Below are 23,123 nucleotides of genomic sequence, written 5' to 3' on the forward strand. Positions count from 1 at the left end.
GATAATCTGGGTTACTTCTTATGTAATTTCTTGCAATTGTTGCCATTTCGAATTGTTTGTTCACAATTTTTTCGAGACCAGATCTACCTACCGATTTCCATAAGGTCCAGATTTTTAACGTGTCGTTTCTGCGTCCACATTGTAGTGAGGTTTTTCCTAAATTGAATTCATCTCCATCAGTCTGATATAGGTATTCAGCTTCGTTAGAAAAAGAATGGTACAGTTGTGCTTTATGCTGCGTTACAATTATCGAGCAACTAAGAGGTGTCCCCAACATTTTATGTGCATTTACGCTAAATGAGTCAGAGGCTTCTAAACCCTTTACAAGATGTTTGGAAGTTATGCTAAAAATGACTCCACCACAATAAGCCCCATCGACATGTAACCAAAGGCCATACTGTTTAGCGATATTACTGATGGATTCAATATCATCAAAAGCACCAAGAACAGTAGTTCCTGCAGTAGCGTTGATAAAAAATGGCTCATAGCCATTGTTAATGTCCTTTAAAATAAGTGTCTCCAGATGAGAGCTAAGCATTTCTCCTTCGTCATTGGTCTCTACAAGTCTAACATTCTCGCGACCTATTCCTGTTAGTGCTGCATTTTTTGAAATAGAGTAGTGAGATTCGGAAGAAGTATATGCCGTCATTTTATTTGACATACCTTGACGTCTAACACTTTCATTTTTAGCATCGCGCGCCATGATCATGGCCATCATATTGCTCATTGAGCCACCTGGTGCAAAGGTACCGTCACTATTCTTAGGATAATTAATGAGCTCACATATACTGCCCAAAACCTGCTTTTCTATACCAACCTGCGGTCCAGCGACCTTATAGGTATACATGCTATTATTAAAAAGTACAGCTAATAAATCTCCCAAAGTCGCTTTGCCAATTCTTCCACCAAAAAGTTGATTAAAAAAAGATTTAGATGCTGTTTTAGGTGTGCTCTTTATAATTGTTTGGAGATTTTTCAAAAGTTCTCGGTCAGCAATACCTATTTCGTTTAATGATAAATCAAGTTCATTATAAAGTGTGGTTGTTGGTATGGGCTTGGCAACTGGATTTTGTTGCTCTTCCTCGAGTAAGAGGTTAGCAAGTTCGATAAATAAGTTGAGGTCTTTTTGCATTACTTTAATTTCAAATTTTGCTTAGCGTAAATTTATTCTTATTTTTCGTTATTAATGCTGAATAATTCTAAACAATTGAATACTCAAGAGCATATTCATTCACTAATATATCAATTGTCGGAGTCATCTAAAGAAGATTACACACAAATTTTAACAGACTTTGATTTTGAGGTTGTAGATTTCAGTGCGATTGAGCATTGGACACCTAATTGTTACTCGAGAAATTGTTTTTATAGAGATGAAAATTTTGAGCTTATTTTAATTTGTTGGGATAAAAGCCAAGAGACTGCGATTCACGATCACGATGGCGAAGAATGTTGGGTGTATTTGTTACAAGGAGAATTAGAAGAGGATTTCTTTAGGTTGGGTTCGTCTCAGCAACTAGAACTCACGAAAACAAAAATTCTCACTGAGAATCAGATGACAAAATCTGATAAGAATAGTGGCTTTCATCGTCTAAGAAATAATACCACAAACCGCGCTATTAGTCTTCATCTTTATGCAAAACCTATAAAACAAAGTCAGACATTTGACAATGAGCTAGGTTCTCTTGTGGAGAAAAAGCTAAAGGATGATACGTTTAAATCGGTAACCGATGTCGAAACAACTAATTAGAGATGTTTACAGAGCTAGCTTCACCATAGCCAATTAATCTATCATAACGCGCCCCTAAGTCTCTGTAATAAGCCAAAACTTTGTAATTATTTTCGGTTTGCCAATAATCGCCGCTTATAGCGCCTTCATTCAAGTCTTTAGTAACCTTGTCAACGGTAACATACTTGTAATTATAGAAGCCTTGTTTTAATCGAAAACTTGCTTCATAATTGCCGCTTTCTGGAATGTATTTCATTTGTGCAAGAGGTTCTATAGCAAAGGCGTTAAAGTTACCATAGACATAGACATCTTTGTCTTTTAATTCGTCATGACGCAATGAAAAATGTACCATAGTATAGTCGGCTTCAACATCTACATCAAGTCTATCGGCGGCAGTTATTTGAAAGTTTCCATTAAGGTCTGGATTATAAGTGTATGGTCGGCCAGCTCTAGAGATATTAGGATAAAGATAACTTTGATAAATGTCTTTAAGATCAATAAATTGAACTCCAACATTCGAAGTTCTCACGTCTTTATTTTCAAACCACAAGTATTCATTTCCTCCCCAAAACGCAGATTCTGTATCATACTTATATACGAGTTTGTTACCCAAGGTATATTGCGGTTTTAAATCTGAGATGGCTGTGTTTAGATTGTTATTTTGAATAATAACAGTTTTTATGGTTTCAAGAGGATTATTAAAATTGATACTATTTGTAGCAATAACTAAATCTACGGATTGCTTTTCTGCAATTACTCTGACATCTCGTGACCGTTTTACACGTACCCCGACATTTACCAAATCTTCATATATCATGAATTTTCTGCTAAACATAAGTTCATCGTATTCATCATAAATTGAAATCATATAATTACCACTTTTAAGCAAACCACGCGTCTGTATATTTGGAATTTGAAGCTTGTAGTGCGAATAAACTTGGTAGGTATTGAAGGAATTGTAGTATTCTAAAATACGTTGGTTATCTAGTCCTTTGAGGTATTCTGCTTTAACTAAAACAGAAGGACTCCAATCGAAATCAAAATATTCGATGACGTAGTAAAAGTCTTCTTCGTTGGCATTAAGTGCATCAAATTCCAATATTAACGGTTCACCAAGTTTTAGTATCGGAAGTTGCCCTTGGGTTGTATTGCTCTTGAAGGTTATAGTTTTTATAAAATCTGGAGGAGCGACTTCTACAACTTGGGAATATCCAATTATACACATAAACAGAAGGGATATTAACAATTTTATTTTCATAGGAAAGCTTCGTTTTAACAAAGATAATCAATTTCTATGCCTTAATTTAAACTGTTATTTATAATGATTATAAATAGAAAACCTTAACTCTAAATTGAAAATATATTTACGCTTTAATTCTTAAATTTGCACGGATTTTTAGATAACTAATCTTTAAGTATATGTCAAAAGACATCAGAATAAAAAAAGGTTTAGATATAAAGTTAGTAGGCGCTGCCGACAGAACTGTAGAAAATGCAATTATTAGCAATTTCTATTATGTCAGACCAGAAGATTTCCACAGTATTATCCCAAAACTTGTTGCAAAAGAAGGTACACGTGTCAAAGCAGGTGATACTTTATTCTATAATAAAGATAATGAAGCAATGAAGTTTGTTTCTCCAGTGTCTGGGGAAGTAACGGAAATTCAGCGTGGACCAAGACGTCGCATAGACGCAATTAAGATAACTGCAGATAAAGAGCAAGCTTACGTCGATCACGGAACGTTTGATTTAAATTCAGAAGCGGAAAAAATTAAAGCCCACTTATTGGCATCAGGATGTTGGGCGTTTATTAAACAACGTCCTTATGATGTAGTTGCCAGTGCAGATAGTACACCGAAAGGAGTTTTCATTTCTGGCTACGCAAGTGCTCCTTTGGCCGCAGATTTAGATTTTACCTTAGCAGGAAAAGAAGCAGAATTACAAGCCGCTGTTACTGCGCTTTCTAAATTAACTGAAGGTGGAGTGCATGCTGCAATAGGTTCTACAAATTCTCCTTTGGCAGGTCTAGAAAATGTAATTACTCACAAAGTGTCTGGTCCACATCCTTCTGGAAATGTTGGAACTTTAATAAATAAAGTAGATCCAATAAACAAGGGAGAGGTTGTTTGGACGGTCAATGCTCAAGATCTTGTTATCATAGGTGAGCTTCTATTAACAGGAAAGTTTAATGCAGAACGTATTGTGGCTTTAGCTGGATCCTCGGTAAAGAAACCAAGATATTTCAAAACAAAAATTGGTTCTGAAGTTGCAACTATGATTTATGACAATGGTGTTGACAAAGATGGTAATGATAGAATTATCTCTGGAAATGTTTTGTCTGGAAAACAAGTTGCACCCGATGGAAGTTTAGATTACTATAGTAATGTCATCACAATAATTCCCGAAGGCGACGATTATGAATTCTTTGGTTGGAATAAACCAATTTTTAATAAAGTTTCGACTTCCAGAGCTTTGACTTTTTCTTGGTTAAATCCTAAGAAAAAGTTTGATTTAAATACCAATACCAACGGAGAGCACCGTGCTTTTGTTGTAACAGGTAGCTATGAAGAAGTATTTCCCCTAGATATTTTTCCAATGCAGATTTTAAAAGCATGCATGTATAAAGATTTAGATGAAATGGAAGCTTTAGGGATGTATGAAGTGGCTCCAGAAGATTTTGCACTTACAGAGTTTGTCTGTGTATCAAAACAACCACATCAAAAAATTATTAGAGAAGGATTAGACTTAATGCTTAAAGAAATAGGATAATGGGTTTAAAACAAAATTTACACAATTTTAAAGAGAAAAATAAAGATAAGAAGTGGCTTCCTGGCTTTAATGCGCTCTTTACTTTTTTATATACGCCTAATGAGACCACTCATAATGGTACTCATATTAAGGCGGCAGATGATCTAAAACGTACAATGAATACTGTAATCATGGCATTAGTACCATGTTTAGTATTCGGAATGTTTAATGCTGGATACCAGCACTATTTAGCCCAAGGTTTAATTGATTCAGCAGATGGTTTCTTAGGAGCATCTTTCTGGACATGGGATAATTTTGTTATTGGTTTATGGAAAGTACTTCCTCTTGTGGCTGTCTCTTATGGCGTTGGATTAGCAGTAGAATTCGTTTTTGCTATTATCAAAGGTCATGAAGTAGAAGAAGGTTACCTTGTAACGGGTATGTTAGTGCCATTAATTGTGCCAGTTGACATTCCTCTTTGGATGTTATCTGTAGCTGTAATTTTTGGTGTTGTTATCGGTAAAGAGGTTTTTGGTGGAACCGGAATGAATATCCTAAATCCGGCACTTACAATTAGAGCATTTTTATTTTTTGCATATCCAACATGGATGTCAGGAGATAAAGTTTGGGTCCATGGTGCAGTTGAACGCGATGCAGCTATTGCAGCAGGTGAGAATTTAGATGCTATTTCTGGTGAAACCTTATTAGGGTACTATGCTAAAGCAGGACAAGAACTAACAGTAGCTGGAACAGATACTGTAACTACTTATGGCGCTCGTGCTGAAGAATTGTACTCTTATGCTGATATGTTCTGGGGAATTATTCCTGGTTCGGTGGGCGAGACGTCTAAATTCTTAATTGTCATTGGTGCACTATTTTTAATATTCACTAAGATTGGTAGTTGGAGAATTATGTTAAGTACAGTCATTGGAGCATTGGTCATGGGCTTAATTTTCAATGGTGTTGTGGATGCAGGTTGGATAGGAGAATCAAGTAAGTTTTATGGACTTATGAGTGTTCCATTTTGGCAGCATTTAATAATTGGAAGTATTTTATTTGGTGCAGTATATATGGCCACTGATCCTGTTACAGCATCTCAAACAAATAAAGGAAAATGGATTTATGGGTTCTTAATTGGATTTATTTCAATTATGATTCGTGTATTTAATCCAGCATATCCAGAAGGTGTATTCTTAGCTATTTTATTAATGAATGTGTTTGCACCTACTATAGACCATTATGTGGTTCAAGGAAATGTGAAAAAAAGAATGAAACGATTAAAAGCTAAAGTTGCCTAGCTATGGAAAATAGAACAGATAAGAATTCATACACAATCATATTCGTTATCGTAATGGTAATGGTTGTTGGTGCTTTACTTTCATTTTTAGCATCAGAAGATGGTTTAAATCCGCTTATTACAGAGAATAGACGTATTGAAAAACAACAGAACATTCTTTACGCTATGGGTGTTAATGATAATGACGAAGGAAGTGCTGTATTTGTTGCTTCAGATAAAGCAGGTGAAGAGTTTTCTAAATACATTACAAAACAACTTGTTATTGAAGGTGGTAATACCTCTGAAGATAACAATGCTTATTTAATTGATGTAAAGAAAGAACAGGCCAAAGCTAAGAATGGGGGAACAAGACGTCTACCACTTTTTGTTGGTGAGAAGGATGGAAAAACATTTTACATCGCCCCAATACGAGGAAAAGGATTATGGGATGCCATTTGGGGTTATGTAGCTATGGATGAAAACATGGTTGTACAAGGTGCCTACTTTGACCATAAAGGTGAAACACCAGGATTAGGTGCTAATATCAAGCAACGTTATTTTATGGATGATTTCATTGGTGAGCATTTATTATCTAAAAATGGGGACTTCAAGGGTATTACTGTGGCTAAAGGTAATGCCGATCCTAAAAATATGGATAAGACGGATAACGAAGTAGATGCTATTGCTGGTGCAACAATTACAGGCGATGGGGTCTCTGCCATGATAAAGAAAGACTTAAAATTATATTTACCTTACTTTAATTCACTAAAAGGAAAATAAACTATGGGAAAAGATAGTAGATTAATATTAGACCCGTTAACAGATAATAACCCAATTACCATACAGGTATTAGGTATTTGTTCGGCGTTAGCGATTACAGCTGAATTAGAAGCGTCAATTGTAATGTCAATTTCCGTTTTATTTGTAATGGGAGTAGGTAATGTCGTGATATCGCTAATGCGAAACATCATTCCATCAAAAATTAGAATTATAGCACAGTTAATCGTTGTAGCAACACTTGTAATTATTGTGGATTTGGTACTTAAAGCGTTTGCTTATGAATTAAGTAAAACCTTATCTGTATTTGTGGGTTTAATTATTACCAACTGCATTATCATGGGACGTTTTGAAGCCTTTGCATTAGGTAATGGTCCTTGGCGATCCTTTTTAGATGGCATAGGAAACGCATTGGGTTATGGTATCATTTTAGTTATAGTCGGTTTTTTTAGAGAGTTGTTAGGTTCTGGTACTTTATTAGGTATTCAGGTATTGGGTGACCCAATTGAAAAAACAGGATTATATTCTATAGGTTATGAAAATAACGGATTTATGTTATTATCACCAATGGCATTAATTGTTGTAGGTATAATCATTTGGATTCAAAGAACACGTAATAAAGACTTAATCGAAGATTAACATTGAATTGTCATCTTGAATTTGTTTCAAGATCTCAAACTAAAAATATATGGAACACTTAGAATTATTTTTTAAATCGATATTTATAGATAACATGGTATTTGCAACATTCTTAGGAATGTGTTCATACCTTGCTGTATCCAAAAAAGTATCCACAGCTGTTGGTTTAGGTGCTGCCGTAATTTTCGTATTAGCAATTACGGTACCTCTTAACTGGTTATTAGATCAATATATATTACAACCCGGTGCCTTGTCGTGGTTAGGAGAAGAATATGCAAGCTATGATTTAAGCTTTTTATCATTTATTATGTTCATAGCAACTATTGCAACTATGGTTCAATTAGTCGAGATTGTTGTTGAGAAATTCTCACCGTCACTATACAATTCTTTGGGTATATTTTTACCATTAATCGCTGTAAACTGTGCCATTTTAGGTGGCTCATTATTTATGCAGTCAAGAGAAATTGCAAGCTTAGGCTTAGCATTAAATTATGGAATTGGATCAGGAATAGGATGGTTCTTAGCCATTTTAGCAATTGCTGCAATACGTGAAAAAATTAGATATAGCGCAGTACCTCCTGCTTTAAGAGGTTTAGGTATAACATTTATCATCACAGGATTAATGGCGATAGGGTTCATGAGTTTTGGTGGTATGTTAACTGGTGGTGATGATGGTGCAGAGAAAGAAGATAAAGCTGCAACTATTAAGGTTATTAAAGAAGATTTAAAAGACGACGCTAAGGCTAAGGCTGACTTAGAATTAGCTGACAACACAAACAAGTAATTGAATACAATGATGATATTAGCCGCAAGTACACTTGGAACAGTATTAGCAACGGTCGGAGCCTTTTTATTGGTTACATTGTTGCTAGTAGCACTGTTATTATTTGTAAAACAAAAATTATCGCCTTCAGGACCTGTAAAGATTCTGATTAATGGAGAAAAAGAAATTGAAGTAGCCTCTGGTGGGACGTTGCTATCTACATTAGGAACAAATAAAGTATTCCTACCCTCTGCATGTGGTGGTGGTGGAACTTGCATTCAATGTGAATGTCATGTTCTATCAGGTGGTGGTGAGGCACTACCTACTGAAACACCGCATTTTTCTAGAAAAGAACTGCAGCATGGAGCACGTTTGGCTTGCCAAGTAAAAGTTAAGCAGGATATGGAAATTACCATTCCTGAAGAAGTATTCGGTATTAAGAAATGGGAAGCGACGGTTGTGCGTAATTACAATGTTGCATCATTCATTAAGGAATTCGTAGTTGAGATTCCTGAGGATATGAATTATAAAGCAGGTGGATATATTCAAATTGAAATCCCTCAATGTGAAATTAAATATGAAGATATAGACATTACTGCGCATCCTGAAGAGCATGAAACACCAGACAAGTTTCAGGCAGAATGGGATAAGTTTGGTCTTTGGCCATTAATAATGAAAAATACAGAAACTGTAGAGCGTGCCTATTCTATGGCCTCTTACCCAGCGGAAGGTAGAGAAATTATGCTTAATGTTCGTATTGCAACTCCGCCTTGGGATCGCGCTAAAAATCAGTGGATGAATGTTAATCCAGGTGTGGCGTCTTCATACATATTTGCTCAAAAACCAGGTGATAAAGTGATTATTTCTGGACCTTATGGTGAGTTCTTTATAAATGAATCAGAAAGTGAGATGTTATACGTAGGAGGTGGTGCAGGTATGGCACCAATGCGTTCGCATTTATATCACCTATTTAGAACGATCAAAACTGGTCGTAAAGTAACCTATTGGTATGGAGGTCGTTCTAAAAGAGAGTTATTTTATATAGAGCACTTTAGAAAATTAGAAAAAGACTTTCCTAACTTTAAATTCTACATGGCATTATCTGAGCCTTTAGAAGAAGATAATTGGAAAGTGAAAAAGGATATTAATGATGAAGCAGGTGACGGTTTCGTTGGATTTATTCACAACTGTGTTATCGACAATTATTTAAATCATCATGATGCACCAGAAGATATCGAATTATATTTCTGTGGTCCGCCATTAATGAACCAAGCCGTTCAGAAAATGGGAGAGGATTTTGGTATCCCAGATGAGCATATTAGATTCGATGATTTCGGTGGATAAAACAAAGAATAACGGATATAAAAAAAAGCCAGTTCAGACGAACTGGCTTTTTTTATTTTATTAAAGTTATTAATTACCCTTCAGTAAGTACTTCCTCAAATTGAAATAGACTGGAATAATCCATTACATCATCTATTTCATCCAATTGGCAAAGGACTGTGACAACTTCACATAATCCATGAAATAAGATTGTTTTATCACTGATTAAATCTGGTTTATAGCAATAAGATTTACTAAGACGATAACCACAACCCTTTAAGAAGGCCGCTTCAATTTTAAGAAGTTCTAAGGGTGAATAGCCATTAAAGGTTCTACCGAGATTTTGATGGACAAGTCCAACGTAATTTAACTTAGTTGAGCCGTGTAAGTCTGTCAAATGCTTCCAACTATCTTTATTATCTAAAATATTTCCAACGGCGCATTGTTTGCAATCCTCAGGGTTTAAAGTATTGTTATGAAATGCTGTATAGAGCTTTCTAATGGCCTTTTCAAACCGAATTGAAGTATTCATGTTCTAGCAATTTTTCTAATTCAATCCTAAGATAATAAAAAGCTCGCATTTAGAATATTAGAGGAATCACAAACTGAAACATTAAAATCAGTAGTGCAATAGCAATACAATTTAATAGTATACCGACTTTTGCCATTTGATGTACTTTAATAAACCCACTTGCAAAGACAATAGCATTTGGTGGCGTAGCCATGGGTAACATAAAAGCACAACTACTAGCCATGGTTACGGGAATTAATAAATAGAGAATAGGTATTTCTAAACCAATAGCAATACCAGCAACAACGGGCGCCAAGACTGCAGTAAGTGCAACATTACTCATGAGTTCAGTCATAAATAACATTAGAATTATTAAAAGTGATGCTGTGACCAAAACACTTATATCACTGTTAGAAATGGTATTAGCTACAATATCTACAATACCACTTGAGGACATACCCTTGGCCAGTGCAAGTCCTCCTCCAAATAGGATTAAAATTCCCCAAGCCAATTTGTGAGTATCCTTCCATTCTAAGATAAAATCTCCTTTCTTAAGATTATGAGGAATTGCAAATAGTGCAATGGCACCTAAAATACTTATCATTGTATCTGTTAGTCCGAGTTGCGGAAATATAGAGTTTATAATACTCCTGAAAACCCATAACGATACAATTACTGCGAATGTCCATAAGACTTGTTTTTCTTTTGAATTGATTTTTCCAAGTTGCGATAACTCATCTTCAATTACTGTCTTTGATGCGTCAAAAACTAGCCCCTTGTTCGGAAATAGTTTGATTAAAACAAAATAAATGATGGCAATTAATGCCGCTGAAAAAGGCACGCCAATGATCATCCAATTCACGAAGGATATTTCAATATTGTATTCGTTTTCTAAGAGTCCAATAAGTACCGAATTTGGCGGAGTTCCAATAACAGTAGCGATACCGCCAGCGTTGGCTGAAAAGGCTATTCCTAGCATAACACTTAAAGCAAAATTTTGATCTTTCTTGGTAAAACCGTCCTTGTCATCAATCAAAAGGTTAATTACTGACATAGCAATAGGCAACATTACAACTGTGCTCGCAGTATTGCTAATCCACATACTCATAAATGCTGTTGCTAACATAAAGCCAAGAATAACTTTATTAGGAGTTGTTCCTGTTATTTTAATTATGGTCAACGCTATACGCTTATGAAGATTGACTTTTTCTAAAGCAAGGGCTAAAACAAACCCTCCAAAGAATAAAAAAACGATAGGGCTTCCATAATTAGCACCAACATCTGCTATTGGCATTACTTTAAAAAGTGGAAATAGTAATAATGGTAACAATGAGGTTACAGAAATTGAAACAGCTTCAGTAATCCACCATAATACCATCCAAATGGCTATCGCAATTACGGTATCTGCTTGAGGTGAAATTAACTCAAATGGTAGTAATTGTATAGTAATGAATAGTATTGGCCCTAAAAAAAGACCTAAGCGTTTTGAAAGAGGATGATGCTTCATGTTGAGTAAAAATAGAAATAAATACGAACTTTAATTTTTTGCCGTTTCATAACTAATGAAAAGAGGGTTTTTAATACTGTTGGTTATAAGTGCTTTTGTGCTAATTGCGTTTCAATTTAAACCAGTTAAAACAGTTGCACATACGGTTCAGGGTCTTATAGAAACTCCAAGTTTAATCAATAGGGATAGTCTAACCGTAAAAACACGTGTTATGGTGCCTGAAGGCTACCAGCGTGTATCCTATCCGAAAGGAAGTTTTGAAGATTATCTTAGGAATTACAAATTGAAACCATTTGGAAGTAAGATTATAAATTATGACGCATCTGAATATTTTTGGCAAAGAGGACATATCGGAATATTAGAAGTTCCTGTTCCTGACAATGGCTTACAACAATGTGCAGACGCACTGATAAGGATTAGAAGCGAGTACCTATGGGAAAAAAACCGAAAAGATGACATAGGGTTTAATTTTACTTCAGGGCACTATTGTTCCTGGATAAAATATGCTCAAGGATATCGACCAAAAATCAATGGAAATAAAGTTACTTTTCATAAAACAGCTTCGAAAGATTATTCTAAAACTAACTTTTATAAGTTTTTAAATCTCATTTTTACCTATTCAGGAACATTGTCGCTTGATTATGAACTCAAGTCTATCCAAGCCAAAGATCTTAAAATAGGAGATATGTTAATTAAAGGCGGTTCGCCTGGTCATATCGTCATGCTTTGTGACGAAGTGATTAATAATCAAGGTGAAAAATTATTTCTCATTTTTCAAGGAAATACACCAGCTCAAAGTGTTCATCTTGTCAAAAACCTCACGGATAATTCTATTTCTCCTTGGTATAAGCTAGAAGATAATGCTGAAGTTTCAGTGTCTAATTATACCTTCAGTAGTGCTAAATTCGTTCGTTTTAAGTAAGCTAATTCGTATCTTTGTATTATGAGCAAAGCATTAACCCCTCAGGAACTACATAACTTAGCAATGAATCATGTTGGAAAGGATTTAGAAGCTCGTGGTTTTGAATTTGTGGCGATTAATAGCACCTTAAAACGTCATCCACAATTTGTGTGTATCGATAAGAATAATCAGTACTTTTTTGTTGTTGTTAGAGCGGTTATCATGCCCGAGAATCCAAATAATTATGATGTTGTTTGGATGGAAACCTTTAAAAAACATGCTTTCGAAAAGAATGCAAAGGTCCTTTATGCTGGTGTTGGCTTAGGTAATCCTAATGGAGAAGATCTTCCTATTTATTTAAATGAAGACTATTTGATAGAATATAACGGTATTCAGGTCATAGAAATGAATTTGAACTAAAATTGAAGCTTATGTCAAAAAAGAAAATAGTATCTACTAGATCAATTACTTTAACTGTTCTGGTCATACTTATTTCCTTTTTGACAATCAATATTAATTATTCTCAAAACAATACTTCTGGAGCCATAAAACGAATGTTCGAACAAAACAATGATGGTTACCTCAGAGAAGATATCTACTTGCACTTACCAAAATTAGTGTATTGGCAAAATGAAACCATCTGGTTTTCTGGTTACGTGATTAATTCAGATAGTAAGAAACCATCAGTAGAAACGACAAATGTGTATTGTGGTATTTATGATGCTGTTGGAAAAGAAATAATCAAAGAAATTTTCTATGTGGAGAATGGGGTTTTTCATGGACAACTTAAAATTCCACAAGATAAAGGTTCAGGTAAATATTTTGTAAAGGCCTATACAAGTTGGATGCTTAATTTTCCAGATGTTCAACCGTTTCTTCAAGATATATATATTGTCAATAAAGACGCTAAATCCTTACCTCAAAATAATGGGCCAAACGAGATACTTTTATTTCCAGAGGGTGGAGGGAGCCTGATTAATAATGTCGACAATACTATTGGAGTACAATTGAGTTTAACAGATGATTTGGTTGGAACATCTTTTTCCTGCGATGTGCTAAATCAAGAAGGAACTATAGTTGTAAAGAATATTAGTATTAATGGAAGTGGGACGGGGAAATTTAAACTCAGACCTTTAAAAAACAAAAGGTATCGATTGAGGTTAACGAGTGATTCTGGTGAAACACTATATAAAGTATTGCCAGAATCAATTGACTTTGGGTATGCAATTTCAGTCAATAATTTACTCAAAGACAAAATAATAATTGGAATAAATACTAACGCGGAGACCATTAATTATCAAGAATCTCAAGACTATTATTTAGCAATTCATAATGGAAAATTACATGAAGTTGTAAATTTAAAAGTTCTTGACACAATTAACACTTTTACGTTGTCACGTGAAGATCTACTGCAAGGAGTAAATCATTTGACCTTTTTCAATAGTGAATTATTACCGATAGCAAGGCGAGTGATGCTAAATAGTCTTACTGAAATAGATCGCTTTACACCAATTAAAGAAGACATCATTGCTGTTAAAAACGATTCTTTACAATTAAGAATAACTCTTCCATCATCATCAGCAACAAGCGAAAATACAGTTTTAAGTGTAGCTGTATTGCCTTATAGCTCAATATCTGCTGATAAGCATATTAATTTAAAACAATGGTTTAAATTCAAAGATGTATTTCAAAACAATTCGATTAATGATCTCAATTACTATGCTGATAATTTGAGACAATATTCATACAAAGCAGATCTCTATTTATTAAATACAAAATCTCATAAAAATCGACGATCTAAAGTATTTGAAGACGAATTGAGATATGAATTTGAGAATGGATTCAATATTGTTGGTAGGATTAAGAAAAAAAGTTCTTATGGTAGCAAGCAAGCCATTGCCTATCAAAAAAGCGCAGGTAGTTTTTTAACTACTAATATAGAATTTGATAACCGATTTTCCTTTAAAAATGTGTATTTGCAATCTGATGAAGTACTTGGATTAAGTATAACAAATAAAGATAATCTTAGTCTTGAAGACCTTGAATTATATATATCACCAATGATTAAATCAGACTCCTTAACTGATGAAGAATTAAGTTTACAAACACAGTTTTTTAGCAAACAAAATGAGGAGGAATTTCGTCAGATCAATGATACTATTCCGCCGAGTTATTTTAGTGGATCAAATCAATTAAGTGAGGTACTTATAAAGGCCAAAAAAGAAACTGATATGGAACGAAATATTGGTTTGACATATGGTGTTTACGAAACTAAAAAGATAGGAGAAGAAGAGCGTAAAAGATATCCTATGTTATCAACCTATGTGCGGCGATTAGGCTTTAGGGTATTTCAAAATTTTCAAAACAGCGCATTTGTTATCCTAGCGAAATCCCTTCAGGATTACCCTCCTGTAGTATATTTAGATGGAATTAGAACCAGTATTGGGTTGAATGACACAAGTATGGATAACATTGATGAAATATATTACGAACATTTTGGTGTAGAAGGTAGTAACGGAGGTACCATTTATATTTACAGAAGAGTAGATTATTCAGATGATGAAAGAGCGATTGTTAATGTTAATCTGGATAGCGGTTATACTGCTTCTAAACCTTTTATTTACGAATCATTCAAAGACTATTCATTTAAAGATCTCTTAACTTATGGTCTGTTTTATTGGAATGGTAATACCAAATTAGATAAAGAGGGATACTTACTAATTAAGTTTCCTATGTTTAACTCCAAAAAGTTCATTGTTCAGGTTAATGGTATAACCTCTTCTGGTGAACTTATTTCGATTAATAAAATTATAGATTCTAACGATTATTAAAATATATGATATGAGATATGTCTCAGTGATGTTTGTTTTGTTTCTAGTATTGTCTTGCCAAGATAAGGCTACGGAAAATGTTAAATTGTCTGGACCAGTATTTGGTACTGGCTTTAATATTCAATATTATTCTGAGGATGATCAGAATTATATTGAGGATATTAACGTGTTATTTGATACAATTAACCAGTCTTTATCTACCTATATTCCAGATTCGGATATTTCTAAGATTAATAGAGGAGAGGACCTTAAAATAGATGTGCATTTTAAGCGTGTGTTTAAGTGCTCAAAAGATATATATGAACTTACAGAAGGAGTTTTCGATCCAACCATTGGTAATGTTGTTAATGCTTGGAATTTTGGGGCCGAAACCAATAAATTTCTTACGGATAGTACTACTATAGATAGTTTAATGCAGTTTGTTGGCTTAAATCAAGTTAGTTTAGTCGATAATATAATTCAAAAACCTTCAGGGTTTTATCTTGAGTTTAATGCTATTGCCAAAGGCTATGGTGTTGACGCCGTTGCTGATTTTTTAGAAAGTAAATCAGTACATAATTATTTGGTTGAAATCGGTGGTGAGGTAAGAGTCAAAGGAAAAAATATTGAAAAGATGTCGCCTTGGAGAGTTGGATTGGATGAGCCAAGATTTGATGGTGAACAATATGTTTTTAAGGGTATTAGTTTAACTGATGAGGCCATGGCAACGTCTGGAACTTACAGAAAATTTAAAACCGATGCCAATGGAAATCGCTATGCGCATATTATAAATACTAAAACTGGTTACCCGTCCAAAACAACTATTTTAAGTGTGTCTGTTATAGCTCGGGATTGCATGACAGCAGATGCCTACGCCACTGCCTTTCAAGCCATGGGTATAGAACGCGTAAAAGAATTTCTAGAGACTCATAAAGACTTAAAAGTCTATTTTATTTATGAGGACGAAAATCAAAAATTACAAACTTTAAATCTTAATGGATTTCCTGAAAATTAGTTTTTGTGACTTCTTTAAAAAAGTGATGTCTTATAAGCACCATTAACTGCTTATTGATACGAATAGAGTCGCACCTTTGTTTATTTTAGTTTGGCTTTTTTATTTGTGTACTACTGGAATAATTTCCCCTTTAGCAAGACGGAATTTATCAACTTCAGTAGTGGTTAATTCTGCTGTATAATTAACTTCATCTACTTTAAACCCAATCGTTCTGAGCTTGTCAAAATAATCTAAGCCGTATATCCGCACATGATCGTATTGGCCAAAGATTTTAGCACGCTCAGTTTTGTCTGTTATAGTGTCATCCTCAAAGGTAGTTGTTCTACTTAAATCTTGAGGTATTTGAAAAATGCCCCATCCATTAGGTTTTAAAACGCGATATAATTCTTGCATGGCCTTGGTGTCATCAGGAATATGTTCGAGAACATGATTACAAAGAATTACATCATAGCTGTTATCCTTAAACGGAAGGTTGCATATGTCTGCCTTTACATCTGCGATTGGCGATTCTAAATCTGTAGTAGTGAGTGTTATGTTTTTTAGGCTTCTAAACCGTTTTAAAAAACATTGCTCTGGTGCAAAATGCAATACTTCTAGTTGTTCTGTAAAGAAGTTGGTTTTATATTTTAGATATAACCATAATAGGCGGTGACGTTCTAATGATAAGGTTGAAGGTGATAAAATATTAGGACGCTGTTTTACATAACCATAGGGTAAAAATGTTCTAAACCCTTTACCATCTATTGGGTCAATATATTTTGATCCTCTTAAGAATAGTTCTAAAATGGGGCGTATGACATAACTTACTCTAATAAGTAATGGCCTCGGTATAAGATTTAGAAAAAATTTGAAAAGGGCTTTCAATGCATTATCATTTATATTCTTCTCTAACCGGACAAAAAATATCAGTCAACTTACATGCAGTGAGTGCTTTTCCACCATGTGGTACATTAGAAGGTATTTTAACAATCATACCTTTGGTATATACTCTAGTATTACCATTAAACGTAAATTCAAATTCGCCTTCAAGAACTTGCATCATTTGTTCGTGTATATGGTGGTGAACTGGGATTTCAGATCCGGCATCAACTTCCCAATAAGCGAAGGTAAAACCTGCCATATGAACAAAGCGACCATGGAACCCTTTAATGATTTCCTTAGATTCAATATCGTTAAATAGATCTAAATCCATTATAATACTAGTGCCTCTTGTCTAAACGGATCTTCTTCATTACTCTCAATACCTAGAGCTTCATGCACATATCCAAAGGTTGAAAGAATTTCTGGTTTACCATTAACTATAGCAATATCATGCTCAAAATGAACACTAGGTTTACCATCTTGGGTAACAATAGTCCAACCGTCTTTCAATTGTTTTACACGATGCGTGCCCATATTAATCATAGGTTCAATGGCTACAACCATGCCTTCAATTAACTTTTTACCTCTGCCTCGTTTGCCGTAATTTGGCATTTCAGGATCTTCATGCATTTTACGTCCAATACCATGACCAACTAATTCTCTCACGACACCATAACCCTCAGTTTCGCAATATTGTTGAATAGCATAACCGACATCACCCACACGATTACCAACTTTTAATTCTTTTATACCAACGTATAGGGATTCCTTTGTGATCTGTATTAATTTCTTAGTAGCGCTATCAACATTTCCTATTTCAAAGGTGTAAGCATGATCCCCGTAAAATCCATTCATTAAGGCACCACAATCAATAGAAACGATATCACCATCTTTTAGCGGTACATCTGTTGGTAAGCCGTGAACAACAGCGTCATTTACACTACAAAGTAATGTTGATGGACAGTCATATAATCCTTTGAATCCTGGTAATGCTCCTTGATCTCTAATGAATTCTTCTGCTATGGTATCCAAGTGATTTGTTGATACTCCTTCTTTAACCTCTTTGGCCAACACACCTAAAGTCTTAGAAACGATTAAAGCGCTTTGACGCATTAATTCAATTTCTTCCCGTGTTTTTACTATTATCATGGACTCGATTATTGTACCACAAAGATAGCCAATTATGCCAATAAATTAACGTTAGTACAACATGATAAAAAGCAGTTTTTCTAGCTTCTGGAATGCAATTGTAAGGTGTAATGAAGATAAGAATTATAAAAACTATTCATGCTCAAAAGGCGATTAAAGTAACAATATTTAATCATCGTGTTTACTTTTTAGGTACTGGGGTTGTAACAGCAAGGTCTCATGTGCATTATATTCTAACCAAATAGGTATTATAAATTTATTTTGAGACACATAAAACAAGGTCTTGAGACCTGAGTAGATATCACAGATAGATCATCGAGATAAGGTAGATAGAAGTTATTTTGAATTGATGTGCGTCATCATTTGAACCATCCAAATAAACCACCTTTTTTAGCTTGATTAATATTAGGTTCTTCGTTGGTAATCATTTGATAGATTTCGCCCCATCCTAAAATACCTCCAATATTTCGGTCATCTATGAACAGGTCAGCATTTATTTTACGGCTTCTGCTGTAATCAAATTTTTCTTCTGGAAAACTAGCGTTAACAGCATAAAAATCAATACCATTATCTCTGCAAAATTCTACGGCTTCTTGCAATTTTGTCCCACTTCTGTAGGTCCAAAGAATAAGTCTATGACCATCTTGTTGTAAGCGTTTAAGTGTTTCAAATGCAAATATCCTTGTCTTGCCAATTTTGTGATAGGCATCTTCAACAATAGTTCCATCAAAATCTACTGCAATTATTAATCTATCTTGAAAATTCATGCTATTCAACAATTAAAGACAAAGGTACAATAATAACAAATTTATACAAGGCTGTGTTGGGTCATAGCTTCTGGTTGAGGTAGACCAATTAATTTCAATATAGTTGGTGCAACATCCCCTAAAATACCATCTTTAATTTCAGAGAGATCTTTATCAATTAAAATAACAGGAACAGGATTGGTAGTATGCGCGGTATGAGGTGAACCATCAGGATTTATCATTGTTTCACAATTACCATGATCTGCAATTAATATGGTGGTATAATCATTGTCTAAGGCCACAGAGACAATATCTTCAACACACTTATCTACAGCTTCACAGGCTTTAATGGCTGCGTGCATAACTCCAGTATGACCCACCATATCTCCATTTGCAAAATTTAGGCATACAAAATCCACCTCACTTTTCTTTAATTCAGGAATTAAAGCGTCACGCAATTCATAGGCACTCATTTCAGGTTTTAAGTCGTAGGTGGCCACCTTTGGTGAATTTCTCAAAATTCTAGACTCTCCTTCAAATGGTTTTTCTTGACCTCCTGAAAAGAAAAAGGTTACATGTGGGTATTTTTCTGTTTCTGCGATGCGGATTTGTTTTTTATCATGTTTTGCTAATACTTCTCCTAAAGTTTCTGATAAATTCTCCTTGTTGAAGACCACATTTATACCCTCAAAATTATCATCGTAATTGGTCATAGTCACATAATGCATATGTAGTTTATGCATGTTGTATTCATGAAAATCTTCTTGAGATAATGCTTCTGTTAATTGACGTCCTCTATCTGTTCTAAAATTAAAAAAGATTACTACATCTCCATTTTTAATAGTTGCTGTTGGTTCATTATCATCATTGGTTAAAACCAATGGTTTGATAAACTCATCTGTAATGTTTTCCTCGTAGTTATTTTGAATAGCTTTTAAAACATTATTTGTTTTTTCACCTTTACCATTTACAATAGCGTCATAAGCAAGTTTAATGCGCTCCCATCGTTTATCTCTGTCCATTGCATAATAGCGGCCAGTTACAGAAGCTAATTTCCCCCCAGTTTTATCAAGGTGATCCTGTAATTCTGAAATGAAACCATAACCAGATTTAGGGTCGACATCTCTACCGTCCGTAAAGGCATGAACGAAAACATTTTTTAATTCATTATTATTAGCCGCATCTAATAATCCAAAAAGATGTGTAATATGAGAATGCACTCCACCATCACTGACTAATCCAAGAAAGTGTAGGTCCTTATTATTTACTTTAGCATATTCAAAGGCATCTTTTAAAACCTGTTCTTCTTCTAAACGGTTATTCTGAACAGCCAGGTTAATTTTTGCCAGATCTTGATATACAATTCTTCCAGCTCCTAGATTCATATGGCCAACTTCACTATTACCCATTTGTCCTTCTGGTAAGCCTACATGTAAACCGTCTGTTCTTAAACTTGCATTCGGATATTTAGTGTACAGGGTATCTATAAAAGGTGTATTAGCATTATCAATTGCGGATACCTTTGGATCTGGTGACATTCCCCATCCATCTAAAATCATTAAAATAACCTTTTTGTTCATGGTGTTTAATTTCTTGCACCCAAATATACTATATACATCATTACGATAAATTGGATCGGCAAAATATTCAAGATTACCACTTTATTAAGAATTAATATATTGATTGTTTCGTGATGGAACTAATTTAGGAATGTCTTAACAGATTTGTTTTCAAAACGTTAAATGTATGTTATTTAAAGTTTTTCAGTGTAACACTTAAGGTGATTTATCGTCTATTTGGTATAATCAAAAAACAATCAATTAAATTTTAATTTTTCATCATGAGAAAATCAACAGTAGTATTAGCCTTGGCATTGGGCTTTTCGTTAAGTAACTTAAATGCAACAAATGATATTTTAACTTCAGAGCAAACTGAAGTAAGCGTAGCTAAATTTGAAGTAAGTCCACTATGTAAGGCAGTTGCCACTGGAAATATTGAAGTGGCAAAAACCTTAATTAAAGAGGGTGCAGATGTGAACGCCAAGTCTAATGGAATGAGACCCATCCATTATGCAGCTAAGTATAACCGAGTTGAGCTAATAAAAGTCTTAGTAACAGCAGGTGCAGACGTCCATTCTACTTGTGACTTAGGTTATACAGCTTTAGGACATGCCAAAAAATCTAAGGCAGATGATGCGGCACAATTTTTGAAACGCTTTAAAAAGAAAACTGTCTAATTAAGACAATTATTTGAGTTAGTTAATTGAAAAAGCATCCTGTAGTTAGGATGCTTTTTTATTTCTATAATTTTTATAGTCTCTTTAATCTTATTAATTTTATTTTCTCGATCTGGATGTGTACCTTGAAATTGTAGCATAGGTTTAGGGCCAATTGTAAGCTTCAATATTTCTAAAGCACCAGTGATTTCTTTTTGATTATAGCCAGTGTTAATTATAAATTACTCTCCTAGAGCGTCGGTCTCAAGTTCATCTCCGCGTCGGTTCTTTAAGAGTGAGTCTTCTTCATATTGCTGCGAAATATCTAACATGGCTATGGTGAAACTGCTATTGCCAAAACTTTCAAGAAGTTGGTACTTGTTATTTGCTCATTGGAATATTTTCCTAGAACATGACTTATTTAATGACCCAAAACACTAGCCAATTGATCTTCATTTTCTAATTGTTTAAATAGTACATATTTTTAAACCTTTGCCCTTGGGTAATGCGGAAACGCTTATTGACCTGTGCTCTGTAAGAGGATGATAATCGTATTTATACGATGTATTTTTTGCAATGCTAATCTTAACCAATTTTTGGCGAACATTATCAACAATAGCTTGATATTCGTTATTTGGGTATAATCTGTAATGCTGGTGTATCCTTCCAGAAGCACTTTACAGACCAATTGCGATTTCTTGCTCAGGTGATAATGAGACGGCTTTTTTCTTTTCTGTGTTTTGATTTATTTCTTATGGACTGTATTTTCTTAACTATGCAAAAGCTGCAATCGCAATGAAAATATAAATTCGGATTTTAAAATTACTTCACCGTACACTGATTGTCTTAGAGTCGTAAATTTGCAATAGTTGAATCCAATTGTTTTTCAAAAGTCATGACTTTTACGCTCAAAAATTTATGTTTTAATTTTATCATATCAATTATAGGTTATGAATTATCAGTTCAGAATTATTTCTAATGACGCGCTAGAACTTATTATTCCTTTAGTTTATGAGCTTAATGAAGGAAGAGTGTCTAAAGACCTTTTGCGATCTCGATTTGATGAAATGAAAGATCAAAATTATGAGTGTGCTGCTATTTTTAATGGTGATGAAGTTATTGGTGTGTCGGGCCTATGGTTTTGTACTAGACATTATGTTGGTAAAGCTGTAGAATTAGATCATGTTTATATTAACCCTCAATACCGAAGTCAAGGTCTGGGAAAAAAGTTTATGGATTGGATTTACCACTATGTTAAAACAAAAGGATGTAATTCTATGGAATTGAATACTTATGTTCAAAATTACCCTTCACATAAGTTTTATTATAATAAAGGTTATGAAATCTGGGGATATCATTTCTTTAGAAATATCTAGTCTATTTTAATCCGCTTAAATCAGTATTAGGACCTACCTCATAGGGCATTTTCCCATGCTCAAAAACTCTTGCGTGTAATGATCCTTTTAATGTTAGCTTATCTTGTTTCACCTTGATCCAGCTACCTTCTCTAAGTCCAATAACAGGTTGTGTATTGTACATATGAAATTCTTTTATCCTAGTTTCTCTAGTTTCTCCCATATGCGTGCTATTAGGATTAGGGTCTAAATAATGTGGATTTATGTTAAAGGGTACTAGACCTAAGGTTTTAAAACTAGGCGGATATACAATTGGCATATCATTGGTTGTATTCATTGTGAGGCCACAAATATTACTGCCCGCACTGGTGCCTAGATAGGGCGTGCCATTTTGAACAACATTCTTAAGTTCAGATAGTACGTCTGCTTTGTATAATTGATGTACTAATATAAAGGTGTTACCACCACCAGTGTAAATACCTTTGGCGTTTGTGATAGCTGTTTTAGGGTTTTCATACTCGTGTATTCCCCTAACTGATTTCCCAATTTCTTTAAATGGAATGGTCACTCTTGATGTGTACTCTTCATAAGTTAAACCGCTTGGTCTGGCATAAGGAATAAAGAGAATTTCCTCAGTTGAAGCAAAGTGTAATTTGAGTTCGTCAAGCAAATATTCTAAAGGTCGACTTCCATGAATGGTTGAAGTGCTGGCTATTAACATTGATTTCATATTTCAAAAATACTAGTAATTAGGATTTAAAAGTACTTTTTTATTTAACAAAGATTTATCAGCATTTTTTT

At 34.3% G+C, this 23,123-nt stretch carries 24 protein-coding genes; 14 read left to right on the forward strand and 10 right to left on the reverse strand.

Going from position 1 to position 23,123, the window contains the following annotated elements:
* Positions 1–1,132: aminotransferase class V-fold PLP-dependent enzyme (locus HRU49_RS01695; protein ID WP_296353501.1), on the reverse strand; the 1,132-nt coding region annotated here is incomplete at its 3' end.
* Between the two features lie 54 nt (positions 1,133–1,186).
* Between HRU49_RS01695 and HRU49_RS01700 the strand changes: the two genes are divergently transcribed.
* Positions 1,187–1,747 carry a cysteine dioxygenase family protein gene (locus HRU49_RS01700; RefSeq protein ID WP_296353503.1) on the forward strand — a complete coding sequence of 187 codons (561 nt, stop codon included), beginning with the start codon at positions 1,187–1,189 and terminating at the stop codon, positions 1,745–1,747.
* On the opposite strand, the gene HRU49_RS01705 is transcribed toward HRU49_RS01700, so the two are convergent.
* Entirely contained in the window at positions 1,740–2,984 is a 1,245-nt protein-coding gene (locus tag HRU49_RS01705) for a DUF5103 domain-containing protein (RefSeq protein WP_296353505.1), read from the reverse strand. The two genes, HRU49_RS01700 and HRU49_RS01705, sit on opposite strands and share 8 nt — an antisense overlap.
* A 161-nt stretch (positions 2,985–3,145) precedes the next feature.
* Between HRU49_RS01705 and HRU49_RS01710 the strand changes: the two genes are divergently transcribed.
* From HRU49_RS01710 to nqrF, 6 genes are read left to right on the forward strand one after another with little or no spacing between them, the layout of a single operon-like run.
* A complete protein-coding gene (locus HRU49_RS01710) occupies positions 3,146–4,495 on the forward strand; it encodes a Na(+)-translocating NADH-quinone reductase subunit A (protein ID WP_296353507.1) in 1,350 nt (449 codons plus the stop codon).
* Positions 4,495–5,772, forward strand: coding sequence for an NADH:ubiquinone reductase (Na(+)-transporting) subunit B (locus HRU49_RS01715; RefSeq protein WP_296353509.1), 1,278 nt, complete (start codon positions 4,495–4,497; stop codon positions 5,770–5,772). Before HRU49_RS01710 ends, HRU49_RS01715 begins: the two co-directional genes overlap by 1 nt.
* A 2-nt stretch (positions 5,773–5,774) precedes the next feature.
* Complete coding sequence (locus HRU49_RS01720; protein ID WP_296353510.1) at positions 5,775–6,530, forward strand: Na(+)-translocating NADH-quinone reductase subunit C; 756 nt, start codon at positions 5,775–5,777, stop codon at positions 6,528–6,530.
* Between the two features lie 3 nt (positions 6,531–6,533).
* Positions 6,534–7,166, forward strand: a complete 633-nt coding sequence (locus HRU49_RS01725; protein WP_296353512.1) for an NADH:ubiquinone reductase (Na(+)-transporting) subunit D — start codon at positions 6,534–6,536, stop codon at positions 7,164–7,166.
* 49 nt (positions 7,167–7,215) lie between these two features.
* Entirely contained in the window at positions 7,216–7,950 is a 735-nt protein-coding gene (nqrE, locus tag HRU49_RS01730) for an NADH:ubiquinone reductase (Na(+)-transporting) subunit E (RefSeq protein ID WP_296353514.1), read from the forward strand.
* A 12-nt stretch (positions 7,951–7,962) separates the two neighbouring features.
* Positions 7,963–9,273 (forward strand): NADH:ubiquinone reductase (Na(+)-transporting) subunit F, encoded by a 1,311-nt coding sequence (gene nqrF / locus HRU49_RS01735; protein ID WP_296353613.1) that lies wholly within the window; start codon positions 7,963–7,965, stop codon positions 9,271–9,273.
* Positions 9,274–9,346: 73 nt separating this feature from the next.
* Here the strand turns inward: nqrF and HRU49_RS01740 are convergent, their stop codons facing one another.
* Positions 9,347–9,784, reverse strand: coding sequence for a Na(+)-translocating NADH-quinone reductase subunit F (locus tag HRU49_RS01740; protein ID WP_296353516.1), 438 nt, complete (start codon positions 9,782–9,784; stop codon positions 9,347–9,349).
* A 49-nt stretch (positions 9,785–9,833) separates the two neighbouring features.
* Positions 9,834–11,270 carry a DASS family sodium-coupled anion symporter gene (locus HRU49_RS01745; RefSeq protein ID WP_296353518.1) on the reverse strand — a complete coding sequence of 479 codons (1,437 nt, stop codon included), beginning with the start codon at positions 11,268–11,270 and terminating at the stop codon, positions 9,834–9,836.
* 55 nt (positions 11,271–11,325) lie between these two features.
* Between HRU49_RS01745 and HRU49_RS01750 the strand changes: the two genes are divergently transcribed.
* From HRU49_RS01750 to HRU49_RS01765, 4 genes are read left to right on the forward strand one after another with little or no spacing between them, the layout of a single operon-like run.
* Positions 11,326–12,192 (forward strand): DUF4846 domain-containing protein, encoded by an 867-nt coding sequence (locus HRU49_RS01750; protein WP_296353521.1) that lies wholly within the window; start codon positions 11,326–11,328, stop codon positions 12,190–12,192.
* A 21-nt stretch (positions 12,193–12,213) separates the two neighbouring features.
* Positions 12,214–12,591, forward strand: coding sequence for a Na(+)-translocating NADH-quinone reductase subunit F (locus HRU49_RS01755; protein ID WP_296353523.1), 378 nt, complete (start codon positions 12,214–12,216; stop codon positions 12,589–12,591).
* 11 nt (positions 12,592–12,602) lie between these two features.
* Positions 12,603–15,002, forward strand: coding sequence for a hypothetical protein (locus tag HRU49_RS01760; RefSeq protein ID WP_296353525.1), 2,400 nt, complete (start codon positions 12,603–12,605; stop codon positions 15,000–15,002).
* Between the two features lie 10 nt (positions 15,003–15,012).
* The gene (locus HRU49_RS01765) at positions 15,013–15,996 is read left to right on the forward strand and encodes an FAD:protein FMN transferase (RefSeq protein ID WP_296353526.1); all 984 of its coding nucleotides are present in this window, start codon (positions 15,013–15,015) and stop codon (positions 15,994–15,996) included.
* Positions 15,997–16,095: 99 nt separating this feature from the next.
* Here the strand turns inward: HRU49_RS01765 and HRU49_RS01770 are convergent, their stop codons facing one another.
* Genes HRU49_RS01770 through map form a run of 3 tightly spaced genes read right to left on the reverse strand, consistent with a single transcriptional unit; the run spans position 16,096 to position 18,006 of the window.
* The gene (locus HRU49_RS01770; RefSeq protein WP_296353528.1) at positions 16,096–16,860 is read right to left on the reverse strand and encodes a class I SAM-dependent methyltransferase; all 765 of its coding nucleotides are present in this window, start codon (positions 16,858–16,860) and stop codon (positions 16,096–16,098) included.
* Between the two features lie 7 nt (positions 16,861–16,867).
* On the reverse strand, positions 16,868–17,188 hold the full coding sequence (locus HRU49_RS01775; RefSeq protein WP_296353530.1) for a cupin domain-containing protein: 321 nt from the start codon (positions 17,186–17,188) through the stop codon (positions 16,868–16,870).
* A complete protein-coding gene (gene map / locus HRU49_RS01780; protein ID WP_296353532.1) occupies positions 17,188–18,006 on the reverse strand; it encodes a type I methionyl aminopeptidase in 819 nt (272 codons plus the stop codon). Before map ends, HRU49_RS01775 begins: the two co-directional genes overlap by 1 nt.
* Before the next feature lie 110 nt (positions 18,007–18,116).
* Here map and HRU49_RS01785 point away from each other — a divergent pair, with 110 nt between their 5' ends.
* A complete protein-coding gene (locus tag HRU49_RS01785) occupies positions 18,117–18,251 on the forward strand; it encodes a hypothetical protein (protein ID WP_296353534.1) in 135 nt (44 codons plus the stop codon).
* Positions 18,252–18,365: 114 nt separating this feature from the next.
* Here HRU49_RS01785 and HRU49_RS01790 read toward each other — a convergent pair whose 3' ends face one another.
* Positions 18,366–18,773 carry a BT0820 family HAD-type phosphatase gene (locus tag HRU49_RS01790; protein WP_296353536.1) on the reverse strand — a complete coding sequence of 136 codons (408 nt, stop codon included), beginning with the start codon at positions 18,771–18,773 and terminating at the stop codon, positions 18,366–18,368.
* Positions 18,774–18,814: 41 nt separating this feature from the next.
* On the reverse strand, positions 18,815–20,332 hold the full coding sequence (gpmI, locus tag HRU49_RS01795) for a 2,3-bisphosphoglycerate-independent phosphoglycerate mutase (protein ID WP_296353537.1): 1,518 nt from the start codon (positions 20,330–20,332) through the stop codon (positions 18,815–18,817).
* Between the two features lie 260 nt (positions 20,333–20,592).
* On the opposite strand from gpmI, the gene HRU49_RS01800 reads away from it, so the two are divergent.
* Together HRU49_RS01800 and HRU49_RS01805 are read left to right on the forward strand one after the other, a co-directional pair.
* Complete coding sequence (locus tag HRU49_RS01800) at positions 20,593–20,988, forward strand: ankyrin repeat domain-containing protein (protein WP_296353539.1); 396 nt, start codon at positions 20,593–20,595, stop codon at positions 20,986–20,988.
* Between the two features lie 929 nt (positions 20,989–21,917).
* Entirely contained in the window at positions 21,918–22,343 is a 426-nt protein-coding gene (locus tag HRU49_RS01805) for a GNAT family N-acetyltransferase (protein WP_296353541.1), read from the forward strand.
* A gap of 1 nt (position 22,344) precedes the next feature.
* On the opposite strand, the gene pepE is transcribed toward HRU49_RS01805, so the two are convergent.
* Positions 22,345–23,052 (reverse strand): dipeptidase PepE, encoded by a 708-nt coding sequence (gene pepE / locus HRU49_RS01810; protein ID WP_296353543.1) that lies wholly within the window; start codon positions 23,050–23,052, stop codon positions 22,345–22,347.
* Positions 23,053–23,123: the final 71 nt, after the last annotated feature.

It is taken from the genome of Winogradskyella sp., from assembly GCF_013213975.1.
GTDB lineage: Bacteria > Bacteroidota > Bacteroidia > Flavobacteriales > Flavobacteriaceae > Winogradskyella.

Coding starts and splice junctions, on each gene's coding strand:
- HRU49_RS01720 (WP_296353510.1), top strand. CDS start 5,775: ATGGAAAATAGAACAGATAAGAATTCATACACAATCATATTCGTTATC.
- HRU49_RS01725 (WP_296353512.1), top strand. CDS start 6,534: ATGGGAAAAGATAGTAGATTAATATTAGACCCGTTAACAGATAATAAC.
- HRU49_RS01800 (WP_296353539.1), top strand. CDS start 20,593: ATGAGAAAATCAACAGTAGTATTAGCCTTGGCATTGGGCTTTTCGTTA.
- HRU49_RS01715 (WP_296353509.1), top strand. CDS start 4,495: ATGGGTTTAAAACAAAATTTACACAATTTTAAAGAGAAAAATAAAGAT.
- nqrE (WP_296353514.1), top strand. CDS start 7,216: ATGGAACACTTAGAATTATTTTTTAAATCGATATTTATAGATAACATG.
- HRU49_RS01765 (WP_296353526.1), top strand. CDS start 15,013: ATGAGATATGTCTCAGTGATGTTTGTTTTGTTTCTAGTATTGTCTTGC.
- nqrF (WP_296353613.1), top strand. CDS start 7,963: ATGATATTAGCCGCAAGTACACTTGGAACAGTATTAGCAACGGTCGGA.
- HRU49_RS01700 (WP_296353503.1), top strand. CDS start 1,187: ATGCTGAATAATTCTAAACAATTGAATACTCAAGAGCATATTCATTCA.
- HRU49_RS01775 (WP_296353530.1), bottom strand. CDS start 17,188: ATGGATTTAGATCTATTTAACGATATTGAATCTAAGGAAATCATTAAA.
- gpmI (WP_296353537.1), bottom strand. CDS start 20,332: ATGAACAAAAAGGTTATTTTAATGATTTTAGATGGATGGGGAATGTCA.
- map (WP_296353532.1), bottom strand. CDS start 18,006: ATGATAATAGTAAAAACACGGGAAGAAATTGAATTAATGCGTCAAAGC.
- HRU49_RS01785 (WP_296353534.1), top strand. CDS start 18,117: ATGAAGATAAGAATTATAAAAACTATTCATGCTCAAAAGGCGATTAAA.
- HRU49_RS01805 (WP_296353541.1), top strand. CDS start 21,918: ATGAATTATCAGTTCAGAATTATTTCTAATGACGCGCTAGAACTTATT.
- pepE (WP_296353543.1), bottom strand. CDS start 23,052: ATGAAATCAATGTTAATAGCCAGCACTTCAACCATTCATGGAAGTCGA.
- HRU49_RS01705 (WP_296353505.1), bottom strand. CDS start 2,984: ATGAAAATAAAATTGTTAATATCCCTTCTGTTTATGTGTATAATTGGA.
- HRU49_RS01790 (WP_296353536.1), bottom strand. CDS start 18,773: ATGAATTTTCAAGATAGATTAATAATTGCAGTAGATTTTGATGGAACT.
- HRU49_RS01740 (WP_296353516.1), bottom strand. CDS start 9,784: ATGAATACTTCAATTCGGTTTGAAAAGGCCATTAGAAAGCTCTATACA.
- HRU49_RS01710 (WP_296353507.1), top strand. CDS start 3,146: ATGTCAAAAGACATCAGAATAAAAAAAGGTTTAGATATAAAGTTAGTA.
- HRU49_RS01745 (WP_296353518.1), bottom strand. CDS start 11,270: ATGAAGCATCATCCTCTTTCAAAACGCTTAGGTCTTTTTTTAGGGCCA.
- HRU49_RS01750 (WP_296353521.1), top strand. CDS start 11,326: ATGAAAAGAGGGTTTTTAATACTGTTGGTTATAAGTGCTTTTGTGCTA.
- HRU49_RS01755 (WP_296353523.1), top strand. CDS start 12,214: ATGAGCAAAGCATTAACCCCTCAGGAACTACATAACTTAGCAATGAAT.
- HRU49_RS01760 (WP_296353525.1), top strand. CDS start 12,603: ATGTCAAAAAAGAAAATAGTATCTACTAGATCAATTACTTTAACTGTT.